Origin of the sequence: Ramlibacter aurantiacus (assembly GCF_016722895.1) — a bacterium.
Classification (GTDB): domain Bacteria; phylum Pseudomonadota; class Gammaproteobacteria; order Burkholderiales; family Burkholderiaceae_C; genus Ramlibacter; species Ramlibacter aurantiacus.
The window spans coordinates 881,236-905,230 of record NZ_JAEQNA010000001.1 but is presented as its reverse complement, the minus strand read 5'-3'; the positions used below and the strand labels follow the sequence as shown (position 1 = coordinate 905,230).

Sequence of the window (23,995 nt, the reverse complement as noted above, 5' to 3'; positions counted from 1 at the left end):
AGGCCCCGGTGGACAATGGCCGCCATGTCCGATCGTCCCGTGTCAGTGACCCAGCCTTCGAACTTCCGCGACCTGTCCGAGCACGTGCGTCGCAGCCTGCCGCTGCGCAGCCGGGTGCTGTTCCGATCGGATCATCTGGGCGCCCTCACGGCCGACGATGCGCGCCAGATCCAGTTGCTGGGTGTGCGGCGGGTGATCGATTTCCGTGGCGCGAACGAGCGCCTGCGGGCGGCGTGCGCGGTCCCTGGCGTCCAGGTGCATTCGCTGGCCATCGAGCCGGCCATCGTGCAGGTGCTGTCCGGCCTGCTGGCGGCAGGCCAGCGGCCCACGGCCGACGAGGTTGACCACCACATGCAGGAGACCTACCGCGGCTTCGTGCGCGAGCACAGCGGGCGCTTCGCCGAGTTCTTCGAGCTGCTGCTGGAGTCGGACCAGCCGACGGTGTTCCACTGCACCGCCGGCAAGGACCGCACCGGCTTCGCCGCGGCCCTGGTGCTTCGCGCGCTGGGCGCGTCGCCGGAGGATGTGCTGCACGACTACCTCTTGACCAACCAGCGGCTCAAGCCGCCACCGGGGGGCGCCTGGGGCCTGGCGCCGGAGGTGGCTGCCGTGCTGTGGGGCGTGCAGCCGCAGTTCCTGCAGGCCGCCTTCGACGCCGTGGAGCGGGACTACGGCGACGTGCCCACCTACCTGCGGGAGGGCCTGGGCCTGGGTGAGGACGAGCTGCGTCGCCTGCGCGATCTCTACCTGCGCACCTGAACGTTCGCTGAAGCGGAACACGCACCTGGGCAGGCGCCGCCGGCGCCGCTTCGCTTCGGGACGTCGACCCGACGGGGCGTGATGCGCAAGACAAGGTGCTCGGGCACGCCCAGGGAACTGCCGCGCGGGATTCGTTCACCGATGCCGACGGAAGACGGGGCCAGGGAGAACCGCATTCGCAAAGGCAATTGCGCGTGCGCATCAAAGGTTGCGCGCAACCTCATGCGTCCTCATTCCGGAAAAAGCCAGAAATATCTGGTGCGATCCCTTCGGGAACGAATTACTTCAGGAATGCCGATGATCCCTCCGAACTCTTCCTCATCCACTGCCTCGAAGGCGACGTCTGCCGCATCTTCCGGCGCCCCGGAACGTGTAGGCGTGACGACACCAGCGATGCGGGCTGCGACACGCCCACCGACGGAGCTGCCACCGGCTTCTTCCGTCAGCGTGGTTGAACGCTCTGCCAGTGCTTCTTCAGCAGAAAGAAACAAGCGCAAGCCGGAGGCTGCCGCCGCGCACGAGACGGACAAGAAATCGAAGGCGCAAGGTCCCTCGGGTGAGCTTGCAGGGGCCGATGCGAGGCTGGCCGCCCTATTGAGCACCGCGGGATCGTCGCCTCCGCAGCAGCTGGTGACGGCCATGATTCAACTCGCTCGAGAACTCGGTGGCGCGGCGATGACGCGAGCGAATCTCGATGCATTGGCCGCTGGAATTCTTCGTGCATCGGCGACTTCGGATCTGGAGCGGATCGGCGCCATGATGCACGGATTGGCCTTGGGGCTCGGTGGCGTTGCGATGGGGGAGACGAATCGTGACGCCTTGCTTGCCCTTGTCTTCAAGAGCCATGACACGGCGACGAGACTTCAGCTGAGAGGGCTGATGTGCGGATTGTGCATCGCGCTCGGTGGTGCTGACATGACCCATGCGACTCGGGATCTGTTGCTTGGGCGAATGACCGAAGCTTGTGCGACCTGCCATCCAGACCAGGTCGCCAGCCTGATGAAGGGATTTTGCGCGGGGCTCATTGGCGTTCAGATGAGCGCGGCGAATCGTGATGCTGTGTTTGTTCGAATCCTCTCTGCTCAGAGAACGTGTACTCCGCAACACGTATACGGCCTCGTGCGGGGATTGATCGCTTCGCTCGGTGGTGCTGCCATCGACCAGGCGAATCTGGCGGCCTTGCGGGATCGAATCATGGACGCTGGTTTGACGTGCACTCGCGCGCAGCGAGGTGAGCTGATGCAGCATCTGAGTCGTTCCATCGGTGGTGCCGAGATGAGCGGATTGAATCGCGATACCTTGGTGTCTGGAATGATCCGATCGCTGGCAACTCTGAGTTCACTACACGTCGCAGAGCTAGCCTGGGGCCTGGGCAGTGCGTTGGGTGGTGCTGCGATGAGCGAAGCGAACCTCGATGCCTTGACGGCACGGATCATCGGCGCTCCCGCGAGCTGCACGCCGGACCAGATCAGTGACCTGATCGGCGGGTTGAGCGCTTCGCTCGGCGGTGATGAGATGGCGCCGGCAATATGCGGTGCCTTGATCGCTCGAATGGTCGACGCCCATGCGGCGTGCACTCCGGACCGGATGCGTCATCTGTTTCGCGGAGTGTGCGCGCAGTTGGGTTTCGATCAGATGACTCAGGCCCATCGCGAGCTGTTGCTGGCTCGAATTCTCAACGCTCCCGCGACGTGTGCTCCCATGCACATCAGCAGCATGATGAGGGGGCTGTCCGAGGAATTGGGTGGGGTTCAGATGACCGAGGCGAGTCGTAACGCCTTGCTGGCTCAAATCCTCGACGCCCCTGCGACGTGTAGCCCAGAGCGATTGGGCGCTGTGGTTCGCGGACTGTCCGAGGCGATCGGTGGCGCTGAGATGCCACAGGGATCGTACAACGCCTGGGTCTTCCGTATCGTTGCGGCGTACCCGCGATGCAGTGCATTGAAGATCGGCCAGATGATCAAGGAAATCGGCATGACAGACCGATTGCCGTTCGCCATGCCTCGGCTGATGGAGGCAGTTCCTCTGGGCTTGGAGCCCGACCAGATAGGCATGCTGATAGCCGCCGTCGCGGCGCTGGCCCGTGATGACATCCTGCGATTTGGGCAGAACAACTTGATGCTGTGGAATTTGCAGCACTCGGCAGAACCTCGGCTGGCTGGGATGAACGATGAAGAGAAGGCCATCTTCAGTCGGTTTGTCGAGGTTGGGTTGGCAGCAGGATTGGGTCATCTCTCGGAGGTGCTGGGGGCTGCTCAGTTGACGGAGCGCCAGAAGCTTGCCTTGCTTGACTTGTCTACTCGAGTCCGGCCCCCGGGCCGGGCTAGTACTTGGGAGCAGTTCGGACTGATCCAGGAATCGGACATATCGCTGGACTTGAAGGTCCGGCTGTTGTCCAGCCTGCTCGAACACGGTTCGACCACGCCTGAACTATTCAGGACGACAAGGGCCTGGCTGGCGGGTGCCCTGGAGCTTGGCGGGGTGGCGTTATCGGCGGAGCTTCCCCGGGCTTCTGCATCCGATGATTGGGGCAGGCCGGCGGGCACCCAAGGCGAATCGACGCCCAGTGAAATCGAGCGGGCTCTCGCGATCGGGGCGGGGCGAACGAATCTTCTTGCTCTTTACCAAGCCTATCGAAGGCACATGACCCCCGCTTTCGTCGCGTCTGAACGGGAGTTCATCGCGCGAACCCAGACCTTGGCGTCTTCGACAAAGGAGACGATCCAGGGCCTGTTGAGAGATGTCCAGGGGCAATTTCCGGTGCCACCGGCCCCCCTCGGTTGAGCCTTCGAACGAAGCCGTTCCCCGTTGCGCGCAAGCACGCCTTCCTACGCCTGGCCACGGGAGGGGCCGACACAAGCGCCATGTGGGCAGCCCGAGCATGGCGAGACTGTTTTGCTCGAAGGAGAGTGCACATGACCAACCAGAATGATTCGCGCGATGGCGTGCCGCGCAAGGACGCCGATCGACCGAGCCCGGACGTGGAACGCTACGCGACCGATGGGCAGTCCGAGGCGCGCGGCAAAGGCGCCAGCGACCGGCAGGGTGAGGCGCCGCCGCGCGGTGCCGAAAACCGGGACGAGCGGCGTACCCAGCCCCATGCCGGCGACGGACCGGGCAAGGTCGGCCTGACCAGCGACCAGCAGCCGGACCTGGTGGCTCCCAGTGGCGTGAACCAGCGGGACCGCGGAGTGGCCAACGACAAGCCGCAGGCCGGCGGCACGGTGAATCTCGACGATTTCGACGAGGCCCATCCGCGCGGAGACACGCGGCGCACCGGCGGGACCTGGGACGACCGGCATCCGAGCGACCGTGGCGCGGTGGGACCGGCGCCCGGCCCCGGCCTGTCGGACCACAACGGTCCGAGCGACCCGGCCAACAACCGCGATCCGCGCCGGAGCTAGGCGACGCGGCGGCTCGTCGCTCGGGGCTGCGTGGCTTCATCCGGGTGGCGGCGTGGCCGAGTCGTCGCGGCGGCATGGCCGAGGTGACGCTCCCCAGTCCTACAGCGGCTGGCGAAGCGCTTCCGACAAGGCCTCTGCCCAGCTTCCCTAAAGTAGGCGGGTATTCAGCAGAAGCACATTCCGGAGGACCCGCAGATGAACCCCCATCCAGACAAGCCCACCGACGCGGAGCGGGACGACAGCGCCAAGCGCACGCCGGCCGCCGACGTGCAGCCCGAGGACGCCGGGACCGACGCATCCGCTGAGCCGGACGCGCGCCCCACCGGAGGCGGAACGCCCGCGGAGTCGGCGATGAAGCAGGAGCAAAAGACCGACGCCGAGCGGCGCCGCTGAACAGCACATCGATAGCAGGGAGCTGAACGTATGACCGAGGCCGCGCTGGATCCGATCGCCCAACTCGAGGCCGAGCATGACCACATGCGCATGCTGTTCGAACAATGGCGGCTGCTGGCCAGCCAGGCGGCGCCCTTGGCGCAGCGTCAGGCACTGGCGGAGCAGATCTGCCTGGAATTGACGATCCACGCGCGACTGGAGGAAGAGCTTCTCTACCCGCTGGCGCGCGAAGCCATGGGGCCGGCCGCGCTGCCCGGTGGCGGTGCCGAAGCCCACGCCCAGGCCCGCGAGATGATGTCGCGCCTGCTGCGCGTGCGCGGGCCCGACCCGGCCTACGACGCCGGCGTGGTGCGCCTGTGCGAGGCGGTGGAGCGACACATGCGGGCCGAGCACGACGAGTTGTTTCCGCGCCTGCGCGGCTGCGGGGCGAACCTGTCGCTCCTGGGGCGCCGGCTGCACGAGCGTCGCCGGGAACTCGAGGCCGTACCCGAGGCGTTGCGCGAAGAGGTCCTGGTTTCGGCCATGGCTTGAGCCGGCGGTTCCCGGTCGCTCGTTCGTGACTCGACAAGGGCCGTCCTACAGGCGCCGACTGCGGCAGACGACAGGCCGCCCGGCTGTTGTCTTCGACCTGCGGGCCCCCGTGCAGCGCACCATGTCCGCCGTCTCAAACAGAACCTGAAGGAGCTTCCTGATGATGAAACGCAATGCGATTTACCGTGGCTTGGCCGTACCCGTGCTGGTGGTGGCTTCGCTGTCCCTGGCCGCCTGCGGCCGCGACGAGACCCCCACCACGACCAGCACCACGCCGCCACCCGTGGCGGTGCCGGGCACCACGACCGGCACGACCCCTTCCACGATGGGCAGCAGCACCACGGAGTCCACGACGGGTTCCACGACCGGCAGCACGGCTGGCGGCACGACCGGCAGCCCCACGGGCTCGACCGCCGCGACGACCCCTGGCGCCAGCAGCACCGACAGCAGCGCCAGCGGCACCACCGCAGGCGGCGGGACCGGCAGCACCGGTACGGCGGCCGGCAGCGGCACGACGGGCAGCGGCACGGGCACCATGGGTGCGACGGGTGGCAGCAGCACCCCTGGCGCGACCGGTTCGGCACCCGCGTCCGGCACGGGCGGCAGCACCTCCGGTGCCGGGACGGGCAGCACCTCGGGGACTGGTGCATCCGGCGCGGGTTCCTCCACCACGACGCGCTGACACGATGAACGCCGCACTCGGTGTCTTCGTGCTCACGGCCGGCGCGGTGTTGGCCGCGTGTGGGCAGGGCGCCGATACCGGCGCCACACGCAATCCGAACGCCCCGGGTTCACCGGGTGACAACCCGCCGGTGACGGCGATTCCCCGCACGGATCCGGGCCGGGTATCGCCCGGCGACAGCTTGCCGCTGTCAGAGACGCGGGAGCCGGGCGCCTCGGCGGCCGGGATTACCGGCTCGGGCAGTCCGCCGGGAGCCAACCCGCCGCCCACCGGCGCGGGCATGCCCGGGGGTCTGGGCGGCACGGCTTCGCCGTCACCCCAGGGTGCGGGGACCAGCGGCAGCACCAACGCCACGACGGGCGATCCGACCGGCTCCCGCTGAGGCGGTATCAGCCTTTTTCCACCGGCCGGGCCGGGTCGCTGCACCACTCGCTCCAGCTGCCGGCGTAGAGGCCCGTGGTGCCCAGGCCGGCGACTTCCATGGCCAGCACATTGGGCACGGCGCTCACGCCGCTGCCGCAGTGGTGCACCACGGTGCCCGGGTCGCGCGGGCCCAGCAGGGCCAGGAACTCGTCGCGCAATTGTTGGGCGGGCTTGAAGCGGCCGTCCGGGCCGATGTTTTCCGTGAAGGGCCGATTCAGGGCGCCCGGGATATGCCCGGCAACAGGATCGAGCGGCTCGACTTCGCCGCGAAACCGCGGCGCACCGCGCGCGTCCACGATGGTCTGCCCAGGCTGGCCCAGCCGTTGCTGGACCTGGGCGGTGGTCACCAGCTCGCGCAACGGCTCGCCGATGGAGAAGTTGGACTGGAAGCGGCTGGGCTCCTCACCGGCGCGCAGGGCGCCGCCCGCCTGTTCCCACGCCTGCAGCCCGCCGTCGAGCACGGCCACGGCCTCATGGCCCATCCACTTGAGCATCCACCACAGGCGACCGCAGTAGTTGGCGTTTTGCCGGTCGTAGACCACCGCCTGCATGTCGTTGTCGAAGCCGATCCGTGACAGCCACATCGCGAACTTTTCGCGGCCGGGCAGCGGGTGGCGTCCGCCCGAGGCGGCGTCGGCATTGGGGTGGCGGCTGCCGTCCGCCTCGACCACGCCAGGATCGCTGAGGTCGCGGTCCAGGTGGGCGTAGACCGCGCCGGGGACGTGGGCGCGGTGGTATTGCTCTTCGCCGGCGGCGGGGTTGCCCAACTCGAAGCTGCAGTCGAAGACCATCAGCGGCGAACCCGAGGCCTGCAGGGCCTGCAGTTCCGCGGGCGTGATCAGGGTGGTGAAGATGCGGCTCGAAACCATGCGATCAGTGCTCCTCGGCTGGGGCGTTGGGGGCGGCGCGTGCCCGCAGCGCCGTGGCGGCGATGCCGCTGGCGAGGATCAGGCCCATGCCCAACCAGCCGAGCAGCGGAATGTGTTCGCCGAACAGCAGCAGGCTGAAGACGGCGCCGAACACGATCCCGGAGTATTGCAAACTGGCCACCACCAGGGTGGCGCCGTGGCTGTAGGCGCGGGTCATGCAGAGTTGCCCGAGCGCGGCCAGCACGGCAATGGGCGGCAGCCACGCGGCATGCTGCCAGCTCCAGGTGGACAGGCCGGTGAACAGCAGCCCCGCGGCGCCGAAGACCGCCGAGCCCGCGGCGAAGTAGAAGACCGTGCGCAGCTCGGGTTCGCCCACCTTGCCCAGCGCCATGACCTGCAGGTAGGCGAAGGCGGCGGTGAGGCCGGACAGCAGCCCCACCAGTCCGGCGAACAGCTGCTCCTGGTCGAGGGTGGGCCGCAGCATCATGATCACGCCGGCGAATCCGGCCAGCACCGTGAGGGCCAAGGGCCCTTGCCGCAGCGCCGGCCCCCGCCCCTCCTGGCGCGGGTTCCAGGCAATGAGGGCGCCGCCGATCAGGAAGGCCGCGATCCACACGCTGCTCATGTAGTTGAGGGTGACGGCCGTGGCCAGCGGCAGGTAGCTGATGGCATAGAACCAGGCGGCCAGCGAGGTGACGCCCACCGCGCTTCGCCACAGGTGCATGCCGGCGTACGAGGTGGCCAGCGACACGCGCTGGTGGCGCGCCAGTGCCCACAGCATGAGCATGCCCAGCACGCCGCGCCAGAACACCATCTCGAGACTGTTGAACCCGCCGGACGCGAACTTCACGCAGACGGCCATGGCCGAAAAGAAGAACGCCCCGAGGACCATCCACAGGGCGTCCAGGCCGGTGCGGGCGACTGGCGGCTTCAGAGGCTCAGCAGGTCCGCGCCCAGACGGCCGCGGTACCACTCGTGGAAATGCTGCATGCCGTCTTCCATGGGGCTCTGGTAGGGACCCACCTCGTTGTCGCCACGCTGCATGAGGGCCTTGCGCCCGGCATCCATGCGCAGGGCGATCTCGTCGTCCTCGACGCAGGTCTCCATGTAGGCGGCCTGCTGGGCTTCGACGAACTCGCGCTCGAAGGCGGCGATTTCCTCGGGGTAGTAGAACTCGACCATGTTGAGCGTCTTCTGCGGCCCGAGCGGGAACAGCGTGGACACCGTGAGCACGTGCGGGTACCACTCGACCATGATGTGCGGGTAGTAGGTTAGCCAGATGGCCCCGTACCTGGGCGGCTCGCCATTGCGATAACCCAGCAGCGCCTTGTGCCAGCGCTCGTAAACCGGACTGCCCGGGCGGCCCAGCCGGTTGGCCACGCCCACGGTCTGCACCGAGAACTGCTCCTTGAACTCCCAGCGCAGGTCTTCGCACGTGACGAACTGGCCCAGCCCCGGGTGGAAGGGACCCACGTGGTAGTCCTCGAGGTAGACCTCGATGAAGGTCTTCCAGTTGTAGTCGCAGTGGTGCAGCTCGACGCGGTCGAGCACCATGCCGCTGAAGTCGAGGTCCTTGCGGGGGCCGAGGTCGGCCAGGTCGGCGGCGATGTCGCGGCCGTTGTCCTCGAACAGCAGCCCGTTCCAGCTGCGAAGCGGGTAGTTGCGCAGGTTGAGGCAGGGATCGCTGGAGAAGTGCGGCGCGCCCAGCAGCGTGCCGGCCGCAGCGCCCTGGCCGGCGCTGTAGGTCCAGCGGTGCAGGGGGCACACGATGTTGCCACCCGATGCCGGGTCGGCCCGGGTGGAACCGCGGCCACGCAAGATGACCGCCTGCCGATGCCGGCACACGTTGCTGATGAGTTCCACGCCCTTGGGCGTGCGCACGAGCGAGCGGCCTTCGCCCTCCTGGGGCAGGGCGTGGAAATCGCCCACTTCGGGCACGCTCAGTTCATGGCCGACGTAACGCGGGCCGCGCTTGAAGATGGTTTCCATCTCGCGCGCGAAGAGCGTCTCGTCGAAGTAACTGGACACGGGTAGTTGGCTTGAGGCCTGCTGAAGTTGAAGACTTAAATCAGACATTTCACCTGACCTAGAGACTCCCCCTATGAAGGGGCAGGGGACGTGAGGGCTGGTCGAAGCGGCTGGGCGGTTGTTGCAACCCTCCCGAAGCGCTGGATCCGAAAGATCCGATGGACTGGCGCGGGACGAAACGGCGATTGTACCCGGGGGGTACCGCACCTGGCCGCGGCCTAAAATGGCCGCTTTGCCCGCAGAGAAGATGTCGCAGCAGGCCCCCTCCACACCGCCCGATTACGAGACCGCCCTGGCCGAGCTGGAACAGCTCATCGGAAAAATCGAGTCGGGCCAGATGCCGCTGGAGCAGCTCCTCGCGGGCTACGAACGCGGCGCCGAGCTGCTCAACTTCTGCCGGGACAAGCTGCAGGCGGTCGAGAACCAGATCAAGGTGCTCGACGAAGGACGCCTCAAACCCTGGTCCACCGAATGAACCTGCATCCTGCATCTGCCGCCTGGTCGCTGGGCGCCTGGAGTGCCGCACGCCTGGCGCAAGTCGAGCAGGCCCTGTCCGCCTGGGTCGTCGCCGATGCGCCAGCTGGCCTGGGTCACGCGATGCGCTATGCCGTGCTCGATGGCGGCAAGCGGCTGCGGCCCCTGCTGGTCCTGGGAGCGGCCGAAGCCGTGCAGGCGCACCCGCGAGCGGCCCTGCGCGCGGCCTGCGCGGTCGAACTGATCCACGCCTACTCGCTCGTGCACGACGACATGCCTTGCATGGACAACGATGTCCTGCGCCGGGGCAAGCCAACGGTGCATGTGCAGTTCGGCCAGGCCCAGGCGCTGCTTGCGGGCGATGCGCTGCAGGCACTGGCCTTCGAGTTGCTCACCCCGGCGGACGAAGGCATCCCCGATCGCGTGCAGGCGACGTTGTGCCGGCAGCTGGCGCGGGCCGCCGGGCACGGCGGCATGGCCGGTGGCCAGGCCATCGACCTGGCCAGCGTCGGCCGCGCCTTGAGCGAGGACGAACTGCGCCAGATGCACCGTCTCAAGACCGGCGCGTTGCTGCAGGCCAGCGTGGCCATGGGCGCGAGCTGCGGCGAACCCGCGCCGCATGCGGTCGAGGCGCTGCAGCGCTACGGCGCCGCCCTGGGCCTGGCGTTCCAGGTGGTGGACGACATCCTCGACGTCACGGCCGACTCGGCCACCCTGGGCAAGACGGCCGGCAAGGACGCCGAGCACGACAAGCCGACCTACGTCTCGCTGCTGGGCCTCGACCGCTCGCGCGCCTATGTGCAGGAGCTGCTCGCGCAAGCTTTGGCTGCGCTCGACGATAGCGATCTGCAGGAGCTGCGTGCCCTTCGCGCCCTGGCCCGCATGGTGGTGGATCGGGAGAAATGAATCCCCCCCGAAGCGCCTTCGGCGCCTCCCCCCCAGGGGGGCGCCACCAGAGGCCCGGCGAAGCCGGTTCCTCGGTGGCACTGGAAGGGCCGGCCGCTTGGCGGCGGCGTGGCTGTGCTGCCCCGCTCGCGGGGGCTGGGCCCGGAGCGCCTTCGAGGCCCGGCGAAGCCGGTTCCTCGGTGGCACTGGAAGGGCCGGCCGCTTGGCGGCGGCGTGGCTGTGCTGCCCCGGTCGCCGACGGGTAACCCTCCAATCGGGCCGGACGGGCGGCGTACCGCATCATCGAAACTGACATGACCTCATTGCTCGACACCATCGAATCGCCAGCGGACCTGCGCCGGCTGCCGCGTCCCCAGCTGTCGCAGCTTGCGGCCGAACTGCGGGCCTTCGTGCTCGAAAGCGTCTCGCGCACGGGCGGGCACCTCAGTTCCAACCTCGGCACGGTGGAGCTGACCATCGCGCTGCACTATGTGTTCAACACGCCGCACGACCGGCTGGTGTGGGACGTGGGGCACCAGACCTATCCCCACAAGATCCTCACCGGGCGACGCGAGCGCATGTCCACGCTGCGGCAACTCGGTGGCCTGTCGGGCTTCCCGGTGCGCGGCGAGAGCGAGTACGACGCATTCGGCACGGCGCACTCGTCGACCAGCATCTCCGCGGCGCTGGGCATGGCCATGGCGGCGCGCCAGAAGGGCGAAGACCGCAAGGCGGTGGCCATCATCGGCGACGGCGCCATGAGCGCGGGCATGGCCTTCGAGGCGCTCAACAACGCAGGCGTGGCCGAGTGCGACCTGCTGGTGGTGCTGAACGACAACGACATGTCCATCAGCCCGCCCGTGGGCGCGCTCAATCGCTACCTGGCCCAGCTCATGAGCGGGCGCTTCTACGCGGCCGCCAAGAACGTCGGCAAGAATGTCCTGAAGGTCGCGCCGCCGCTGTTCGAACTGGCCAAACGGCTGGAGGAGCAAGCCAAGGGGATGGTTGTGCCGGCCACGCTGTTCGAGAAGTTCGGCTTCAACTACATCGGTCCCATCGATGGCCACGACCTCGAGTCACTGGTGCCGACGCTGGAAAACATCCGGCACCTGAAGGGCCCGCAGTTCCTGCACGTCGTCACCCGCAAGGGCCAGGGCTACAAACTGGCCGAGGCCGACCCGGTGGCCTACCACGGACCGGGCAAGTTCGATCCGCTGGTGGGCCTGAAGCCCCCGGCGGCGCCGGCCAAGCCCACCTTCACGCAAGTGTTCGGCCAATGGTTGTGCGACATGGCCGCGCAGGACGAGCGCCTGGTGGGCATCACGCCGGCCATGCGCGAGGGCTCCGGCCTGGTCGAATTCGAGAAGCGTTTTCCCGACCGGTACTTCGACGTGGGCATCGCCGAGCAGCATGCGGTCACCTTCGCCGCCGGCCTGGCCTGTGAGGGGCTGAAGCCGGTGGTGGCGATCTATTCCACCTTCCTGCAGCGGGCCTACGACCAGATGATCCACGACGTGGCGCTGCAGAATCTGCCGGTCGTGTTCGCGCTCGACCGCGCCGGCATCGTCGGTGCGGACGGCCCCACCCATGCCGGGGCCTACGACATTCCCTACATCCGCTGCGTCCCGAACATGAGCCTGGCGTGCCCGGCCGACGAAGGGGAATGCCGCGCCTTGCTGACCACCGCCTTCCACCAGTCCCACCCGGTGGCCGTGCGGTACCCGCGCGGTGCCGGCGTGGGCGTGGAGGTGCCGCAGGACCTGCAGCCCCTGCCTTTTGGGAAGGGCGAGATCCGCCGGGAAGGCGCGCGCGTGGCCATCCTGGCATTCGGCACGCTGCTCTACCCGGCGTTGCGGGCGGCCGACGCCCTCGATGCCACGGTGGTGAACATGCGCTGGGCCAAGCCCCTGGACTCGGCCTTGCTGCTCGAGGTGGCGGCTCGGCATGAGGCCTTGGTCACGGTCGAAGAGGGCGCTCTCATGGGCGGGGCAGGCAGCGCGGTGCTGGAGGCGCTGCAGGCGGCGGGCGTCTCCACGCCGGTGCTGCAACTGGGCCTGCGCGACGAGTTCATCCCCCACGGCGACCCCGCTCGCCTGTTGTCGCTGCAAGGTCTCGACGCGGCCGGCATCGAACGCTCGATCCGGGAGCGTTTCGACCTGCCCGGCAGCGACGCGAATCGGCCCGGTCTCAAAGTCGTCGGCTAGCGTCATCCACGGGCACGCTGTCCCCGCCGCTCGTCGCGGTGGCAGTTCTGCCTGCGCTCACGGGTTTACCCGGTGATCCATTGGTATTCGGTTTCCTAGAATTGCCCGCGCTCAATGAGGCGAAAAGGTTTCGTTTCGTGAGGCGCCGCATGTGACTACACAACTAGGAGCTTTGTTTCATGGATCGCAGATCATTGATCAGGAACGCAGGGATGGCGGGAGTGCTCGCGGCCGGTATGGCCCCAGCGGTGCACGCCCAGGCGACGATCCGCTGGCGGCTGGCCTCCAGCTTCCCCAAGTCGCTCGACACCATCTATGGAGCGGCCGAAACCTTTTCCAAGGCCGTTCGTTCCATGTCGGGCGGCAAGTTCGAGGTATCGGTCCACGCAGCCGGTGAGCTCATGCCTGCCTTCGGCGTGGTGGATGGCATCCAGAACGGTACGGTGGAATGCGCGCACACCGCGCCCTACTACTTCTTCGGCAAGGACGAGTGCTTCGCCTTGGGCTGCGCCATTCCCTTCGGCCTGAACAGCCGTCAAATGACGGCCTGGATCTACGAAGGCAATGGCGGCAAGCTGATGCGCGACTTCTACGCGAAGTACAGCATCGTCAACTTCCCGGGCGGCAACACCGGCGCGCAAATGGGCGGCTGGTTCCGCAAGGAAGTCAAGGCGGTCTCCGAGATCAAGGGGTTGAAGTTCCGCATCGGCGGCTTTGCCGGGCGTGTGGTCGAGCGCTTGGGGGGGGTGCCGCAGAACATCCCGGGCGGCGAGATCTACCAGGCGCTCGAGAAAGGCACCATCGACGCCGCCGAGTGGGTGGGGCCGTATGACGATCAGAAACTGGGCTTCAACAAGGTGGCACCGTACTACTACTACCCCGGGTGGTGGGAAGGCGGCCCGCAGCTGGAGTTCTACGTCAACCAGAAGGCCTGGGACGCGCTGTCCGCCGAACACAAGGCCATCGTCGAGGCCGCCTCGTCGCACTCGCACGTTGTGATGCAGGCCAGGTACGACGCACTCAACCCCGGGGCGCTGAAGAGCCTGGTGGGGGCGGGTACCAAGCTGCGGCCTTTCCCGGCAGACATGATGTCCGCCGCCTTCAAGGCCGCTAGCGAGATCTACGACGACCTCGGCACCAAGAACCCCAACTGGAAAAAGATCTACGCCGACTACGCGCACTTCCGGGGTGAGCAGAACCTCTGGTTCCGCTTCACCGAGGCGAGCTACGACCGGTTCATGCAGACCCAGAAGCTCTGAACCAGCTTCGGTTCTGATCGCCCGCCGCAGCCCCCGCCGGGCTGCGGGGTTCTGACTGTTCTCCGGGTTTTCCGATGCCAGCACGGCCTGAGATCGCGGGTATCCTCCTGCGCAGCTCGCCTGTAGCGCGGCCGATCGGAGCCGCGCCCGGCGCTGCCGCTGTAACCCGAAAAGGACTGAAGACCCATGGATCGTCGATCCCTCATCAAGAACGCCGGCATCGCCGGCGTGCTGGCCGCCGGTGTCGCACCCGCCGTCCACGCGCAAGCCACCATCCGCTGGCGCATGACCACGAGCTTCCCCAAGTCGCTGGACACCCTGTACGGCTCCGCGGAGCTGTTCTCGCGTTCGCTGCGGGCGATGTCGGGTGGCCGCTTCGAGGTCACCGTGCACGCACCGGGTGAACTCGTGCCCGCACTCGGCGTGGTCGACGCGGTGCAGAACGGCACCGTGGAGGTGGGCCACACGGCTCCCTATTACTTCATCGGCAAGGATGACACCTTCGCCTTCGGCACCGCGGTGCCCTTCGGTCTCAACAGCCGGCAGATGACGGCCTGGATGACCGAAGGCAACGGCCTGAAGCTGATGCGTGAGTTCTACGCCAAGTACAACATCATCAACTTCCCCGCGGGCAACACCGGTGCCCAGATGGCCGGCTGGTTCCGCCGCGAGATCAAGAGCACCCAGGACTTGAAGGGGCTGAAGTTCCGTATCGCCGGCTTCGCCGGTCGCATCATGGAGCGCATGGGCGTCGTGCCGCAGAACATCGCCCCCGGAGAAATCTATGCGGCGCTCGAGAAGGGCACCATCGATGCCACCGAGTTCGTGGGCCCCTACGACGACCTGAAGCTGGGATTCGTGAAGGTGGCGCCGTTCTACTACTACCCGGGCTTCTGGGAAGGCTCGGCCCAGATCGACGTCTTCATCAACCAGAAGGCCTTCGACGCCCTGTCTTCTGAACACAAGGCCATGGTGGAGGCGGCCGCGGCCCAGGCTCACGTGGACCTGCAAGCGCGTTACGACGCCCGCAACCCCGGCGCCCTCAAGCAGCTGGTGTCCCAAGGTGCCAAGCTGCGCCCCTTCCCTCAGGACATGATGAACCAGGCCTTCAAGCACGCGCAGGCCATCTACGACGAGACCTCGTCCAAGAACCCGGCCTTCCGCAAGGTCTACGAAGACATGGCGCGTTTCCGTGCCGACCAGAACCTGTGGTTCCGGTTCACTGAATCCACGTTCGACCGGTTCATGCAGGCGCAGAAACTCTGAAACGCCTGGTTGGCCGCCATACGGCAATCAAGTGAAAAAAGGCTCCCGAGGGAGCCTTTTTTCATGGATGCCTGAGACCGAGTAGATGGAGGGCGGCACTCCCGATGGGGGCGAACACCACCAACCAGATGACCAGCCGTAGGGCCCAGGTGGGCGGACTGGAAACGGCGGCGGAGCGGGTATTGCGATCTGGCGTCATGGCGGTTCCGGAAGGTGGATCGGGTTGCACGAACGGCGGCGGGCGGCCAGTGTGCGAGGGCCCCGATCAAGGCACCTGAACGACTTCTGACAGGACCTGGAGCGCCTGGCAGGATTGCCCTGGGACGGCTACTCAGCGGCGATCCAGGTCTTCCGGAATGGCGGCCTTGGAGCGCAGCCGCAGGTGCAAGGCGGCCTGCGCCAGCAGGTTGGCTGACACCGGCGCGGTCACGAAGAGGAACAGGGTGATCAGCAACTCGCGCAGGGCGGGCTGGTCCATTCCCCAGTGCCAGAGCATGCTGGCCACCAGCAGGCCGCCAACTCCGAGCGTGCTGGCCTTTGTCGGCCCGTGCAGCCGCATGAAGAAATCCGGAAAGCGCAAGAAGCCGATCACCCCGATCAGGCTGAAGGCACCCCCGACGACCAGCAGGAAGGCGATCACCGCCTCGAGCAGCGGATGCAGGTTGGCGTGGTCCACGGCGCCTCTCCTTACTCGATCACGTCGCCACGCGCGAGGAAGCGCGCGAAGGCGACGGTGCCGATGAAGCCCAGCATGGCGATGACCAGGGCCGCCTCGAACAGCAGGTCACTGCCCAGGCGCATCCCCAGCAGGATGACCAGTCCGACCGTGTTGATGTACAGCGTGTCCAGGGCCAGCACCCGGTCGGTGGGTTCGGGTCCGGTCAGCAGGCGCCAGCCGGTGAGCGCCACGGCGATGGCGACCGCCACCAGCGCGAAATCGAGGGCCCAGACGATCATCCGAGAATCTCCTTGAGCGGTTGTTCGTAGCGTTGGACGATGTCGTCCACGATGGCTTGCGGATCGGGTGCATCCAGTGCATGCACCAGGATCTCGCGGCGCTCCTCGTCCACCACGCAGGACACGGTGCCGGGTGTGTTGGTGATGATCGTGGCCAGCAGCATCACCGCCAGCGGCTCCTGCAGGGTGTAGGGGACCCGCACCCATGCCGGCTGAGGGTCCTTGCGCGGATTCAGCACGATGCGCGCGACCGCCACGTTGGCCACGACGATGTCGCGCAGCACGACGCCCAGCAGCCGCAACGCGAGCCATGGCGCCCTGGGCCGAAGCCCCGCGCCGATGAACCCATGGACCAGCCACGGCAGCACCAGGCCGACGATCACGGCCCACAGGATATGCACCAGCTCGACCGAACCCTGCAGCAGCAGCCAGGAGGCGGCGATGACCAGCGACAGCGCCGGATGGCCGAACCACCGCCGCGTTTCGCGGTCGGGGGCCGTTTTGGCCGGCGGGGGCGGACGTGTCTTCATCGGTCTTCTCCTGCGCGATACGGCCGTACGGCGCCCGCCCCGGCGTCCGGCCCGAGGACGGCACGGGCGAGGCCCTCGCGGTCGGCCAGCTGGGCCGCCGCCGCATCGGTGTAGCGCTTGAGCGGCGCAGCCGCGATGGTGAGCCCGAGCATGGCCAGCACCACCAACGCGGTCGCGGCCACCAGTCCGCTGCGCGCGCGCTGGGCCGACGGCGGTGCGGCCGCGACCTTCCAGAACACCAGGCTGCCAGCGCGGGCCAGGCTGAGTAGCGAAACAAAGCCCACCAGCAGCACGGCGCTCCAGACCCACGGCGCCGAAGGTCCGGTCGCGGCCTGCAGGATCATCAGCTTGCCGATAAAGCCCGGCAGCGGCGGCAGACCGACGACCGACGCGGCGACCAGCACCAGCAAGCTTCCCAGCAGCGCCGGCTGCGCCACCGGCGCGGCCATGGCGAGCCGGTCGCCGCGCCTGCCGCGCTCCTGAGCGATCAGGTCGGCCACCAGGAACAGCGCGGCCATCACCAGGGTGCTGTGCAGGGTGTAGTAGATCGCTGCCGACCAGGCCCCCGGGGTGTACAGCGACACCGCCACCAGGATGGTGCCGACCGACGCGATGGTGAGCCAGCCGATCATCCGGGACAGGCTGTTCGCGCCCAGCGCGCCCAGCGCGGCCAGCAGGCTGCCGCCCAGGGCGAGCGGCAGCAGCCAGTCGGCCGCCAGCCACGCCGAAACGCCAGCGCCTTCGCCGAACACCACGCCGTGCACCCGCAGGATCGCGTACACCCCGACCTTGGTCATCAGCGCGAACAGGGCGGCCACCGGTGGACTGGCGGCGGCATAGGTGGCGGGCAGCCACAGATGCAGCGGCACCAGCGCAGCCTTGAAGCCGAACACCACCAGCAGCAGCAGCCCGCCCACTTGCAGCAGCAGCGCTTCCGTGCCGGTGAAGCGCCCGACGCGCATGGCCAGGTCCGCCATGTTCAAGGTGCCGGTGACCGCATACAGCAGCGCGACGCCGATCAGGAACAGGCCCGAAGCGGCCAGGTTCAGCGCCACGTAGGGCACGCCGACGCGGAACCGCTGGCGGCCCTGGCCATGCACCAGCAGCACATACGAGGCGATCAGCAACACCTCGAAGAAGACGAACAGGTTGAACAGGTCGCCGGTGAGGAAGGCGCCATTCAGTCCCATGAGCTGGAAGTGCAGCAGGGCGTGGAAGTGGCGGCCGCGCAGGTCCCAGCCGCCACAGGCATAGGCGGCCACCGGCAGGGCCACCGCCTGCGTCAGCAGCACCATGGCGGCCGACAGGCGATCGATCGTCAGCACGATCCCGAACGGGGCCTGCCATTCGCCAAGCCGGTAGACGCGCCAGTCGCCGCCCGCGGCATCGACGGCCAAGGCCGCCGAGATGCCCAGGAGCACGGCGATCGACGACAGCGAGAGCACGCGCGTGCGCATCACGGCGCGCCGGTCGGCGACCTCGGGGCTGTCGAGGCCATCGCCGCCGGCGAGCAGCAGCGCAGCCGTGATGAGGGGCAACACCACCGGCAGGACCGGCAGTTGGCCCTGGAGCCAGGTCATGAGGTTCATCCACGTGCCTCGGGCTGGCGTTCGATGCCGTCGACGTGGTCGGTGCCGGACTCGTGCCGGCTGCGCAGCGCCATCTCCAGGATCAGGCCCGTGGTGGCGAAGCCGATCACGATGGCCGTGAGCACCAGGGCCTGCGGCAGCGGATCGGCAACCGGCCGGTCCTGGCCGAGGATGGGGGGCAGTCCGACCCACAGCCGGCCGGTCGCGAAAATGAACACGTTCACCGCATAGCTCAGGACGGTGAGGCCCAGCACCATGGGAAACGTGCGACCCCGCAGCATCAGGTAGATGCCGCAGGCCGTGACCCAGCCCAGTCCGGTGGCGAGCAGGAATTCGATACTGAGGTTCATGGAGACTCCTTGCTCGCGGCGCCCAAGGTCGCGAATAGCAGCAGCGTGGCGCCGACCACGGTGATGTAGACGCCGAGATCGAACAGCGCCGCCGTGGCCAGGCCGACACCCCCGATCAGGGGCAGGTAGGGATGCGCATGGGCGCTGGTGAGGAACGGGTGCCCGAGCAGCATGGCGCCGATCCCTGTGGTGGCCGCGATGGCCAGGCCGGCCGCAATCCAGCGCGTGAAGAGGCGCGAAGCATCACCGCCCAGCAGCGCCTCCGCCCGCGATTGCCCCATCGCCATGTACTGCAGCACCAGCGCGGCTGCGGTGACCAGGCCGGCGATGAAGCCGCCGCCGGGTAGGTTGTGGCCGCGCCAGAACAGGTAGGCCGACACGGCCAGTGCGAGCGGCAGGATGAAACGCGCGGCCATGCGCAGCATCAGCGAGGGCTGTGCGAAGGACCAGTGCTGTCCGCCGGGGGCCGGGTCGCGACGCACGCGCATGCCTTGCAGCATGGCGAGCACGCCAATCGCGGCAATGCCCAGCACGGTGATCTCGCCGAAGGTGTCGAAGCCGCGGAAGTCGACCAGGATCACGTTGACGGCGTTGGATCCGCCGCCCTTGGGAATGGACTGTTCCAGGAAGTACCAGGACAGCGAATCATGGTCGCGCGTGAGCATCAGCCAGGCCAGCCAGCCCACGCCGGCGCCGCCCAGGAGTGCGAGCGCCCCGTCGCGCGTTCGCCGGCGGACGCTCGATTCCCGCGGCGTGGTTCGGGGCAGCAGGGCCAATGCCATCAGCAGCAGCGCACTGGAGACCACCTCGACCGACAGCTGGGTCAGGGCAAGGTCGGGGGCCGAGAGGGCCTCGAAGCTGATGGCGGTGATCAGCCCGATGCCGCCAGCCATGACGACCGCCAGCACCCGCCGACGGTGGCCCAGCACCAGGGCCCCACCCGTTGCGACCAGCAGCAGCCACAGCAGCACCGCCACCAGGTTGGCGGGGAGCAATTCGCGGCTGCCGGCGGTGGATGGCTGGTCGCCCGCGATGAACGCCCAGGCACCCACCACGACGGCAGCGCCGACCAGCAGCGCCAGGTAGCGCTGCACCGATCCGTTCTCGGTTTTCTGCGTGAGGCGCCGCGACAGCGAGGTCAGTCCGTCGAGTCCCCGGTTGAACAGCAGCCGCCCGGTCACCCGCGCGGGATGCTGCAGGTGCAGGTCGAACCGGTTCTGCAAGGCCCAGTACATCAACAGTCCCCCGACCAGGGCGATCGCGCTCATGAGCAGCGGCAGGTTGAAGCCGTGCCAGAGCGCGAGCTTGAATTCGGGAGGTGCCTGGTTCAGGACGGCCGTCGAGGCGACGGCCACCAGCGGCCCGAAGGTGACCGCCGGCAGCACGCCCACCACCACGACCACCACCACCAGCAGCGCCACCGGCACCTTCATGAACAGGGGCGGCTCGTGCGGCACCCTGGGCAGGTCGCGAGGCGGGCCGTTGAAGAACACATCGTGGATGAAGCGCAGCGAGTAGGCGACCGAGCAGATGCCGAAGACCACGGCCACCAGCGGGACCACCATGCTGATCCGGTTGCCGGCGCGAAGCGCCTCGTCAAAGAACATTTCCTTGGACAGGAAACCGTTGGCCAGCGGAATGCCGGCCATGGATGCCGCCGCCACCATGGCCAGGGTGGCTGTCCAGGGGAGATAGCGCACGAGCCCACCCAGCCTTCGCATGTCACGGGTGCCGGTCTCGTGGTCGATGATGCCGGCCGTCATGAACAGCGAGGCCTTGAAGGTGGCGTGGTTCAGGACGTGGAACATGGCCGCCACCTTTGCCAGTGGCGAGTTCAGGCCGAGCAGGAACACGAGCAGTCCCAGGTGACTGATGGTCGAGTAGGCCAGCAGGCCTTTGAGGTCGTGCTTGAACACGGCCACGTAGGCCGCGAACACCAGGGTGACCAGGCCGGCGCCACCGACGGCGTACTGGAACGCCGTGGTATCGCCGATCAGCGGGAACAGGCGCGCCAGCAGGAACACCCCGGCCTTCACCATGGTGGCCGAGTGAAGATAGGCGGAGACCGGCGTCGGCGCCGCCATGGCCTCGGGCAGCCAGAAGTGGAAGGGCACCTGTGCGCTCTTGGTGAAGCAGCCCACGAGGATCAGCGCCAGGATGAGCGGGTAATTGGCATGGGCGCGGATCGCGTCGCCGCGATCCAGCAGGACCGACAACTCGAAGCTGCCGCCCGCCTGCCCGAGCAGCACGATGCCCGCCAGCAGCGCCAGGCCGCCCCCGCCCGTCACGGCCAGCGCCATCCGGGCACCGGCTCGGGCGTCGGCGCGTTGGGGGCCCCAGTAGCCCACCAGCAGGAACGAGGAGATGCTGGTCAGCTCCCAGAACACCACCAGCAGCAGCAGGTTGTCGGACACCACGATGCCGAGCATGGCCGCCATGAACAGCATCAGCAGCGCGAAGAATTTGCCGGCCGGGTCGTCCGAGCCCAGGTAGTAGGCGGCGTACAGCACGATCAGCGACCCGACCGAAGTGATCAGCAGCGCGAACATCAGCGCCAGGCCATCGAGGCGCAGGCCGATGTTCAGGCCGATGTCGGGGACCCAGGGCAGGTGCAGCAGCAGGGTCTGCCCGGCGAAGACCGCCGGCGCCAGCAGCAGCAGCAGCCCCAGCGCGGTCAGCGTCACGGCGCCGGCGGCCCAGGCGGTGGCCCGCCGCCGGGCTGGCGAATTGGCCCGGCCCAGGGCGTGGCAAAGGAGCACGCCCGGCAGCAGGGGCAGCAGGATGATGGCGACAAGCAGATCGTTCATCGGCGCGCGTGGGCAGGGTGCGCGACCCCGTTTGCAAGCTCGGTCATGGGGGGCGAGTCTACGTTCGTCGGAAGGTGCCGGTGGCCAACGGCGGCTGCTGCACGGAGACGGCCGGCGCCCCTCGGTCCGAGCACCAGCGATTCGGGCTCCCGAAGGGGGAGCCCGATTGGCGAGAAGGCGTGCGGGAGTGCCGCGGCCGCGAGTGGCCCGCGTCCCCGATCAGCGCTTGAACAGCTCGTCGATCTCCTTCTGCACATCGCGCGGCGACGAGTCCGTCGGCGGTGAGAGCAGCGGTTCGCCCTGGGGCACCGGCGGCAGTTGCAGGCGCTCCATCACCTCGGAGTCGCTCAGCTTGGATGCCTTGCTGATGTTGCCGGTGACCAGCTGCGGGAAGGCGATGATGGCGGCCACCATCACCAGCTGCAGCACGATGAAGGCGATGGATCCCTTGTAGATCTGGCCGGTGGTCACGGCCGGAATCGTGCGGCCCGTCACGCGGTCGGCATAGTCGCTGCGGGCAGCGACGCTGCGCAGGTAGAACAGCGCGAATCCGAAAGGCGGCGTGAGGAAGGAGGTCTGCAGGTTCATGGCGATGATCACGCCGAACCAGACCAGGTCGATGCCCATCTTCTCGGCCACTGGCGCCAGCAGCGGGATCACGATGAACGCGATCTCGAAAAAGTCGATGAACATGCCCAGCAGGAACACCAGCAGGTTCACCACCAGCAGGAAGCCCAGCGCGCCGCCGGGCACCTTGTCGAACAGGTGCTCGACCCAGATGTGGCCGTCGGCCGCGTTGAAGGTGAAGCTGAAGATGGTCGATCCCACCAGGATGAACATCACGAACGTGGACAGGCGGGTGGTGCTGTCCAGGGCCTGCGTCAGCAGCGGGAACTGCAGCCGCCGGCGGCTGACCGCCAGGACCAGGGCACCCACGGCCCCCATCGCTCCGCCTTCGGTGGGTGTCGCCACGCCCAGGAAGATGGTGCCTAGCACCAGGAAGATCAGGATCAGCGGCGGCATCAGCACGAAGGTCACGCGCTCCGCCAGCCGCGACAGCAGGCCCAGGCGGAACAGGCGGTTGGCCAGAGACAGGGCCAGGGCCACCAGCGAGGCCACCGTCATCGACATGATCAGCACCTCGTCACCGGCGGCGGCGGTGCTGCGGCCGGTCCATGCGGCCATGGCCGCATCGTGGAGCTGCGCCCAGCCGACTCCCACGGCAGCGGCCACGGCCAGCAGCACCAGCAGGGACGCGTGGCCGGAGCTGCCGCCGGGCTCGCGATAGATGCGGGCCTCCACGGGCAGGGCCGGCACCGCCTTGGGCATGAAGATGGCGGCGGCCACCACGAAGAGGATGTATGCCCCGACCAGCAGCAGGCCTGGAATGAGGGCGCCCTGGTACATGTCGCCCACCGACCGACCCAGCTGGTCTGCCAGGACGATCAGCACCAGCGAGGGCGGTATGGCCTGCGCCAGCGTGCCCGAGGCGGTGATCACCCCGGTGGCGATCACCCGGTTGTAGCCGTAGCGCAGCATGATGGGCAGCGAGATCAGGCCCATCGAGATCACGGCGGCGGCGACCACGCCGGTGGTGGCCGCCAGCAGCGCGCCCACCAGGATCACCGCGATGGCCAGGCCGCCGCGCAAGGGGCCGAACACCTGGCCCACGGTTTCCAGCAGGTCCTCGGCCATGCCGGACTTCTGCAGGATGATGCCCATGAAGGTGAAGAACGGGATGGCCAGCAGCGTGTCGTTCTGCATGATCCCGAAGATGCGCAGCGGCAGCGCCTGGAACAGCGTGGACGGGAACAGCCCCAGTTCCATGCCCAGGAAGCCGAAGCCCAGCCCGGTGGCGGCCAGCGCGAACGCCACCGGAAATCCGGTGAGCAGGAAGGCCAGCAGGCCCACGAAGAGCAGCGGGACGAAGTTTTGCGAGAGGAGTTCGACCATGTTCAACGCTCCTGCGAGGCGGCGCGGGCGTCGGGCTCGCCTGCCAGTTCGTGGGCCACCTGCTCCTCGCTCTGTTCATGGGCCAGCGTGTCGGGGCCGGCGCCGCGCAGGAAGGCGATGCGCTTGACCAGCTCCGAGAGCGCCTGCAGCAGCAGCAGTCCGAAGCCGGCCGGCACCATCAGGTACACCGGCCAGCGGATCAGGCCGCCGGCATTGGAGGACATCTCGCCGGTCTCCCAGGCGTTGACGAACAAGGGCCAGCTCAAATAGATGCAGATCAGGCAGAAGGGCACCAGCACCGCCACGATGCCGACCGCGTCGATCCAGTTGCGGGCGCGGGCGCTCAGGCGAGAAGCGACGAAGTCGATCCGCACATGCGCGTTCTTGAGCAGCACGTAACCGGCGGCCAGCATGAAGACGCCGGCGAACAGGTACCACTGGATCTCGAGAAGCGCGTTGGAGCTGGAGTTGAATGCCTTGCGGACGATGGCGTTGCCGGCGCTGATGAGGGTGGTGATCAGGATCAGCCACATGGCCAACCGTCCGACCAAGGTGTTGAGCCTGTCGATCAGGCCAGAGAGCGCGAGAAGCGCGGACATGGGGCGGTTTCCTCCGGGATTGTTGTGAATGTC

Annotated in this window: 24 protein-coding genes; 11 read left to right on the top strand and 13 right to left on the bottom strand. The window is 67.9% G+C overall.

Annotated elements, in window-relative coordinates; genetic code table 11:
- Positions 1-24: 24 nt before the first annotated feature.
- Entirely contained in the window at positions 25-759 is a 735-nt protein-coding gene (locus JI739_RS04200; protein ID WP_201682564.1) for a tyrosine-protein phosphatase, read from the top strand.
- A gap of 230 nt (positions 760-989) precedes the next feature.
- Here JI739_RS04200 and JI739_RS04195 read toward each other — a convergent pair whose 3' ends face one another.
- Entirely contained in the window at positions 990-1,400 is a 411-nt protein-coding gene (locus JI739_RS04195; RefSeq protein WP_201682563.1) for a hypothetical protein, read from the bottom strand.
- Here JI739_RS04195 and JI739_RS04190 point away from each other — a divergent pair.
- From JI739_RS04190 to JI739_RS04175, 4 genes are all read left to right on the top strand, one after another.
- Complete coding sequence (locus JI739_RS04190; RefSeq protein ID WP_201682562.1) at positions 1,399-3,543, top strand: hypothetical protein; 2,145 nt, start codon at positions 1,399-1,401, stop codon at positions 3,541-3,543. The two genes, JI739_RS04195 and JI739_RS04190, sit on opposite strands and share 2 nt — an antisense overlap.
- A gap of 131 nt (positions 3,544-3,674) precedes the next feature.
- Positions 3,675-4,163, top strand: coding sequence for a hypothetical protein (locus JI739_RS04185; protein ID WP_201682561.1), 489 nt, complete (start codon positions 3,675-3,677; stop codon positions 4,161-4,163).
- A 195-nt stretch (positions 4,164-4,358) separates the two neighbouring features.
- Complete coding sequence (locus JI739_RS04180; protein ID WP_201682560.1) at positions 4,359-4,556, top strand: hypothetical protein; 198 nt, start codon at positions 4,359-4,361, stop codon at positions 4,554-4,556.
- 30 nt (positions 4,557-4,586) lie between these two features.
- Positions 4,587-5,087 (top strand): hemerythrin domain-containing protein, encoded by a 501-nt coding sequence (locus JI739_RS04175; protein WP_201682559.1) that lies wholly within the window; start codon positions 4,587-4,589, stop codon positions 5,085-5,087.
- Between the two features lie 180 nt (positions 5,088-5,267).
- Here the strand turns inward: JI739_RS04175 and JI739_RS04170 are convergent, their stop codons facing one another.
- Complete coding sequence (locus JI739_RS04170) at positions 5,268-5,786, bottom strand: hypothetical protein (RefSeq protein WP_201682558.1); 519 nt, start codon at positions 5,784-5,786, stop codon at positions 5,268-5,270.
- On the opposite strand from JI739_RS04170, the gene JI739_RS04165 reads away from it, so the two are divergent.
- Positions 5,774-6,151: a hypothetical protein gene (locus JI739_RS04165; RefSeq protein WP_201682557.1), complete on the top strand. Its 378-nt coding sequence runs from the start codon at positions 5,774-5,776 to the stop codon at positions 6,149-6,151. The genes JI739_RS04170 and JI739_RS04165 overlap by 13 nt on opposite strands.
- A 7-nt stretch (positions 6,152-6,158) precedes the next feature.
- Here JI739_RS04165 and JI739_RS04160 read toward each other — a convergent pair whose 3' ends face one another.
- The 3 genes from JI739_RS04160 to JI739_RS04150 are packed head-to-tail and all read right to left on the bottom strand — an operon-like array spanning position 6,159 to position 9,137.
- Positions 6,159-7,061: a sulfurtransferase gene (locus JI739_RS04160; protein WP_201682556.1), complete on the bottom strand. Its 903-nt coding sequence runs from the start codon at positions 7,059-7,061 to the stop codon at positions 6,159-6,161.
- A gap of 4 nt (positions 7,062-7,065) precedes the next feature.
- Complete coding sequence (locus tag JI739_RS04155; RefSeq protein WP_201683307.1) at positions 7,066-7,968, bottom strand: DMT family transporter; 903 nt, start codon at positions 7,966-7,968, stop codon at positions 7,066-7,068.
- A 23-nt stretch (positions 7,969-7,991) separates the two neighbouring features.
- Positions 7,992-9,137, bottom strand: a complete 1,146-nt coding sequence (locus JI739_RS04150; RefSeq protein ID WP_201682555.1) for an aromatic ring-hydroxylating oxygenase subunit alpha — start codon at positions 9,135-9,137, stop codon at positions 7,992-7,994.
- Positions 9,138-9,312: 175 nt separating this feature from the next.
- On the opposite strand from JI739_RS04150, the gene JI739_RS04145 reads away from it, so the two are divergent.
- From JI739_RS04145 to JI739_RS04125, 5 genes are all read left to right on the top strand, one after another.
- Positions 9,313-9,564, top strand: a complete 252-nt coding sequence (locus JI739_RS04145) for an exodeoxyribonuclease VII small subunit (RefSeq protein ID WP_435531586.1) — start codon at positions 9,313-9,315, stop codon at positions 9,562-9,564.
- Positions 9,561-10,469 (top strand): polyprenyl synthetase family protein, encoded by a 909-nt coding sequence (locus JI739_RS04140; protein WP_201682554.1) that lies wholly within the window; start codon positions 9,561-9,563, stop codon positions 10,467-10,469. The genes JI739_RS04145 and JI739_RS04140 overlap by 4 nt, the downstream gene beginning before the upstream one ends.
- Before the next feature lie 293 nt (positions 10,470-10,762).
- Complete coding sequence (gene dxs, locus JI739_RS04135; protein ID WP_201682553.1) at positions 10,763-12,652, top strand: 1-deoxy-D-xylulose-5-phosphate synthase; 1,890 nt, start codon at positions 10,763-10,765, stop codon at positions 12,650-12,652.
- A gap of 179 nt (positions 12,653-12,831) precedes the next feature.
- Complete coding sequence (locus JI739_RS04130; protein WP_201682552.1) at positions 12,832-13,911, top strand: TRAP transporter substrate-binding protein; 1,080 nt, start codon at positions 12,832-12,834, stop codon at positions 13,909-13,911.
- Between the two features lie 186 nt (positions 13,912-14,097).
- On the top strand, positions 14,098-15,177 hold the full coding sequence (locus tag JI739_RS04125) for a TRAP transporter substrate-binding protein (RefSeq protein ID WP_201682551.1): 1,080 nt from the start codon (positions 14,098-14,100) through the stop codon (positions 15,175-15,177).
- Between the two features lie 331 nt (positions 15,178-15,508).
- On the opposite strand, the gene JI739_RS04120 is transcribed toward JI739_RS04125, so the two are convergent.
- The 8 genes from JI739_RS04120 to JI739_RS04085 form a co-directional block, all read right to left on the bottom strand.
- Complete coding sequence (locus JI739_RS04120; protein WP_354003673.1) at positions 15,509-15,853, bottom strand: Na+/H+ antiporter subunit G; 345 nt, start codon at positions 15,851-15,853, stop codon at positions 15,509-15,511.
- Between the two features lie 11 nt (positions 15,854-15,864).
- Entirely contained in the window at positions 15,865-16,134 is a 270-nt protein-coding gene (locus tag JI739_RS04115; RefSeq protein WP_201682550.1) for a K+/H+ antiporter subunit F, read from the bottom strand.
- A complete protein-coding gene (locus JI739_RS04110; protein WP_201682549.1) occupies positions 16,131-16,664 on the bottom strand; it encodes a Na+/H+ antiporter subunit E in 534 nt (177 codons plus the stop codon). Before JI739_RS04110 ends, JI739_RS04115 begins: the two co-directional genes overlap by 4 nt.
- On the bottom strand, positions 16,661-18,244 hold the full coding sequence (locus tag JI739_RS04105; RefSeq protein ID WP_201682548.1) for a monovalent cation/H+ antiporter subunit D: 1,584 nt from the start codon (positions 18,242-18,244) through the stop codon (positions 16,661-16,663). The genes JI739_RS04110 and JI739_RS04105 overlap by 4 nt, the downstream gene beginning before the upstream one ends.
- Positions 18,245-18,249: 5 nt before the next feature.
- The gene (locus tag JI739_RS04100) at positions 18,250-18,591 is read right to left on the bottom strand and encodes a Na+/H+ antiporter subunit C (RefSeq protein WP_435531594.1); all 342 of its coding nucleotides are present in this window, start codon (positions 18,589-18,591) and stop codon (positions 18,250-18,252) included.
- Positions 18,592-18,599: 8 nt separating this feature from the next.
- A complete protein-coding gene (locus JI739_RS04095) occupies positions 18,600-21,410 on the bottom strand; it encodes a monovalent cation/H+ antiporter subunit A (RefSeq protein ID WP_201682546.1) in 2,811 nt (936 codons plus the stop codon).
- Positions 21,411-21,629: 219 nt separating this feature from the next.
- Positions 21,630-23,363 (bottom strand): TRAP transporter large permease, encoded by a 1,734-nt coding sequence (locus tag JI739_RS04090; protein ID WP_201682545.1) that lies wholly within the window; start codon positions 23,361-23,363, stop codon positions 21,630-21,632.
- Between the two features lie 2 nt (positions 23,364-23,365).
- Positions 23,366-23,962 (bottom strand): TRAP transporter small permease subunit, encoded by a 597-nt coding sequence (locus tag JI739_RS04085; protein WP_201682544.1) that lies wholly within the window; start codon positions 23,960-23,962, stop codon positions 23,366-23,368.
- Between the last annotated feature and the right edge of the window lie 33 nt (positions 23,963-23,995).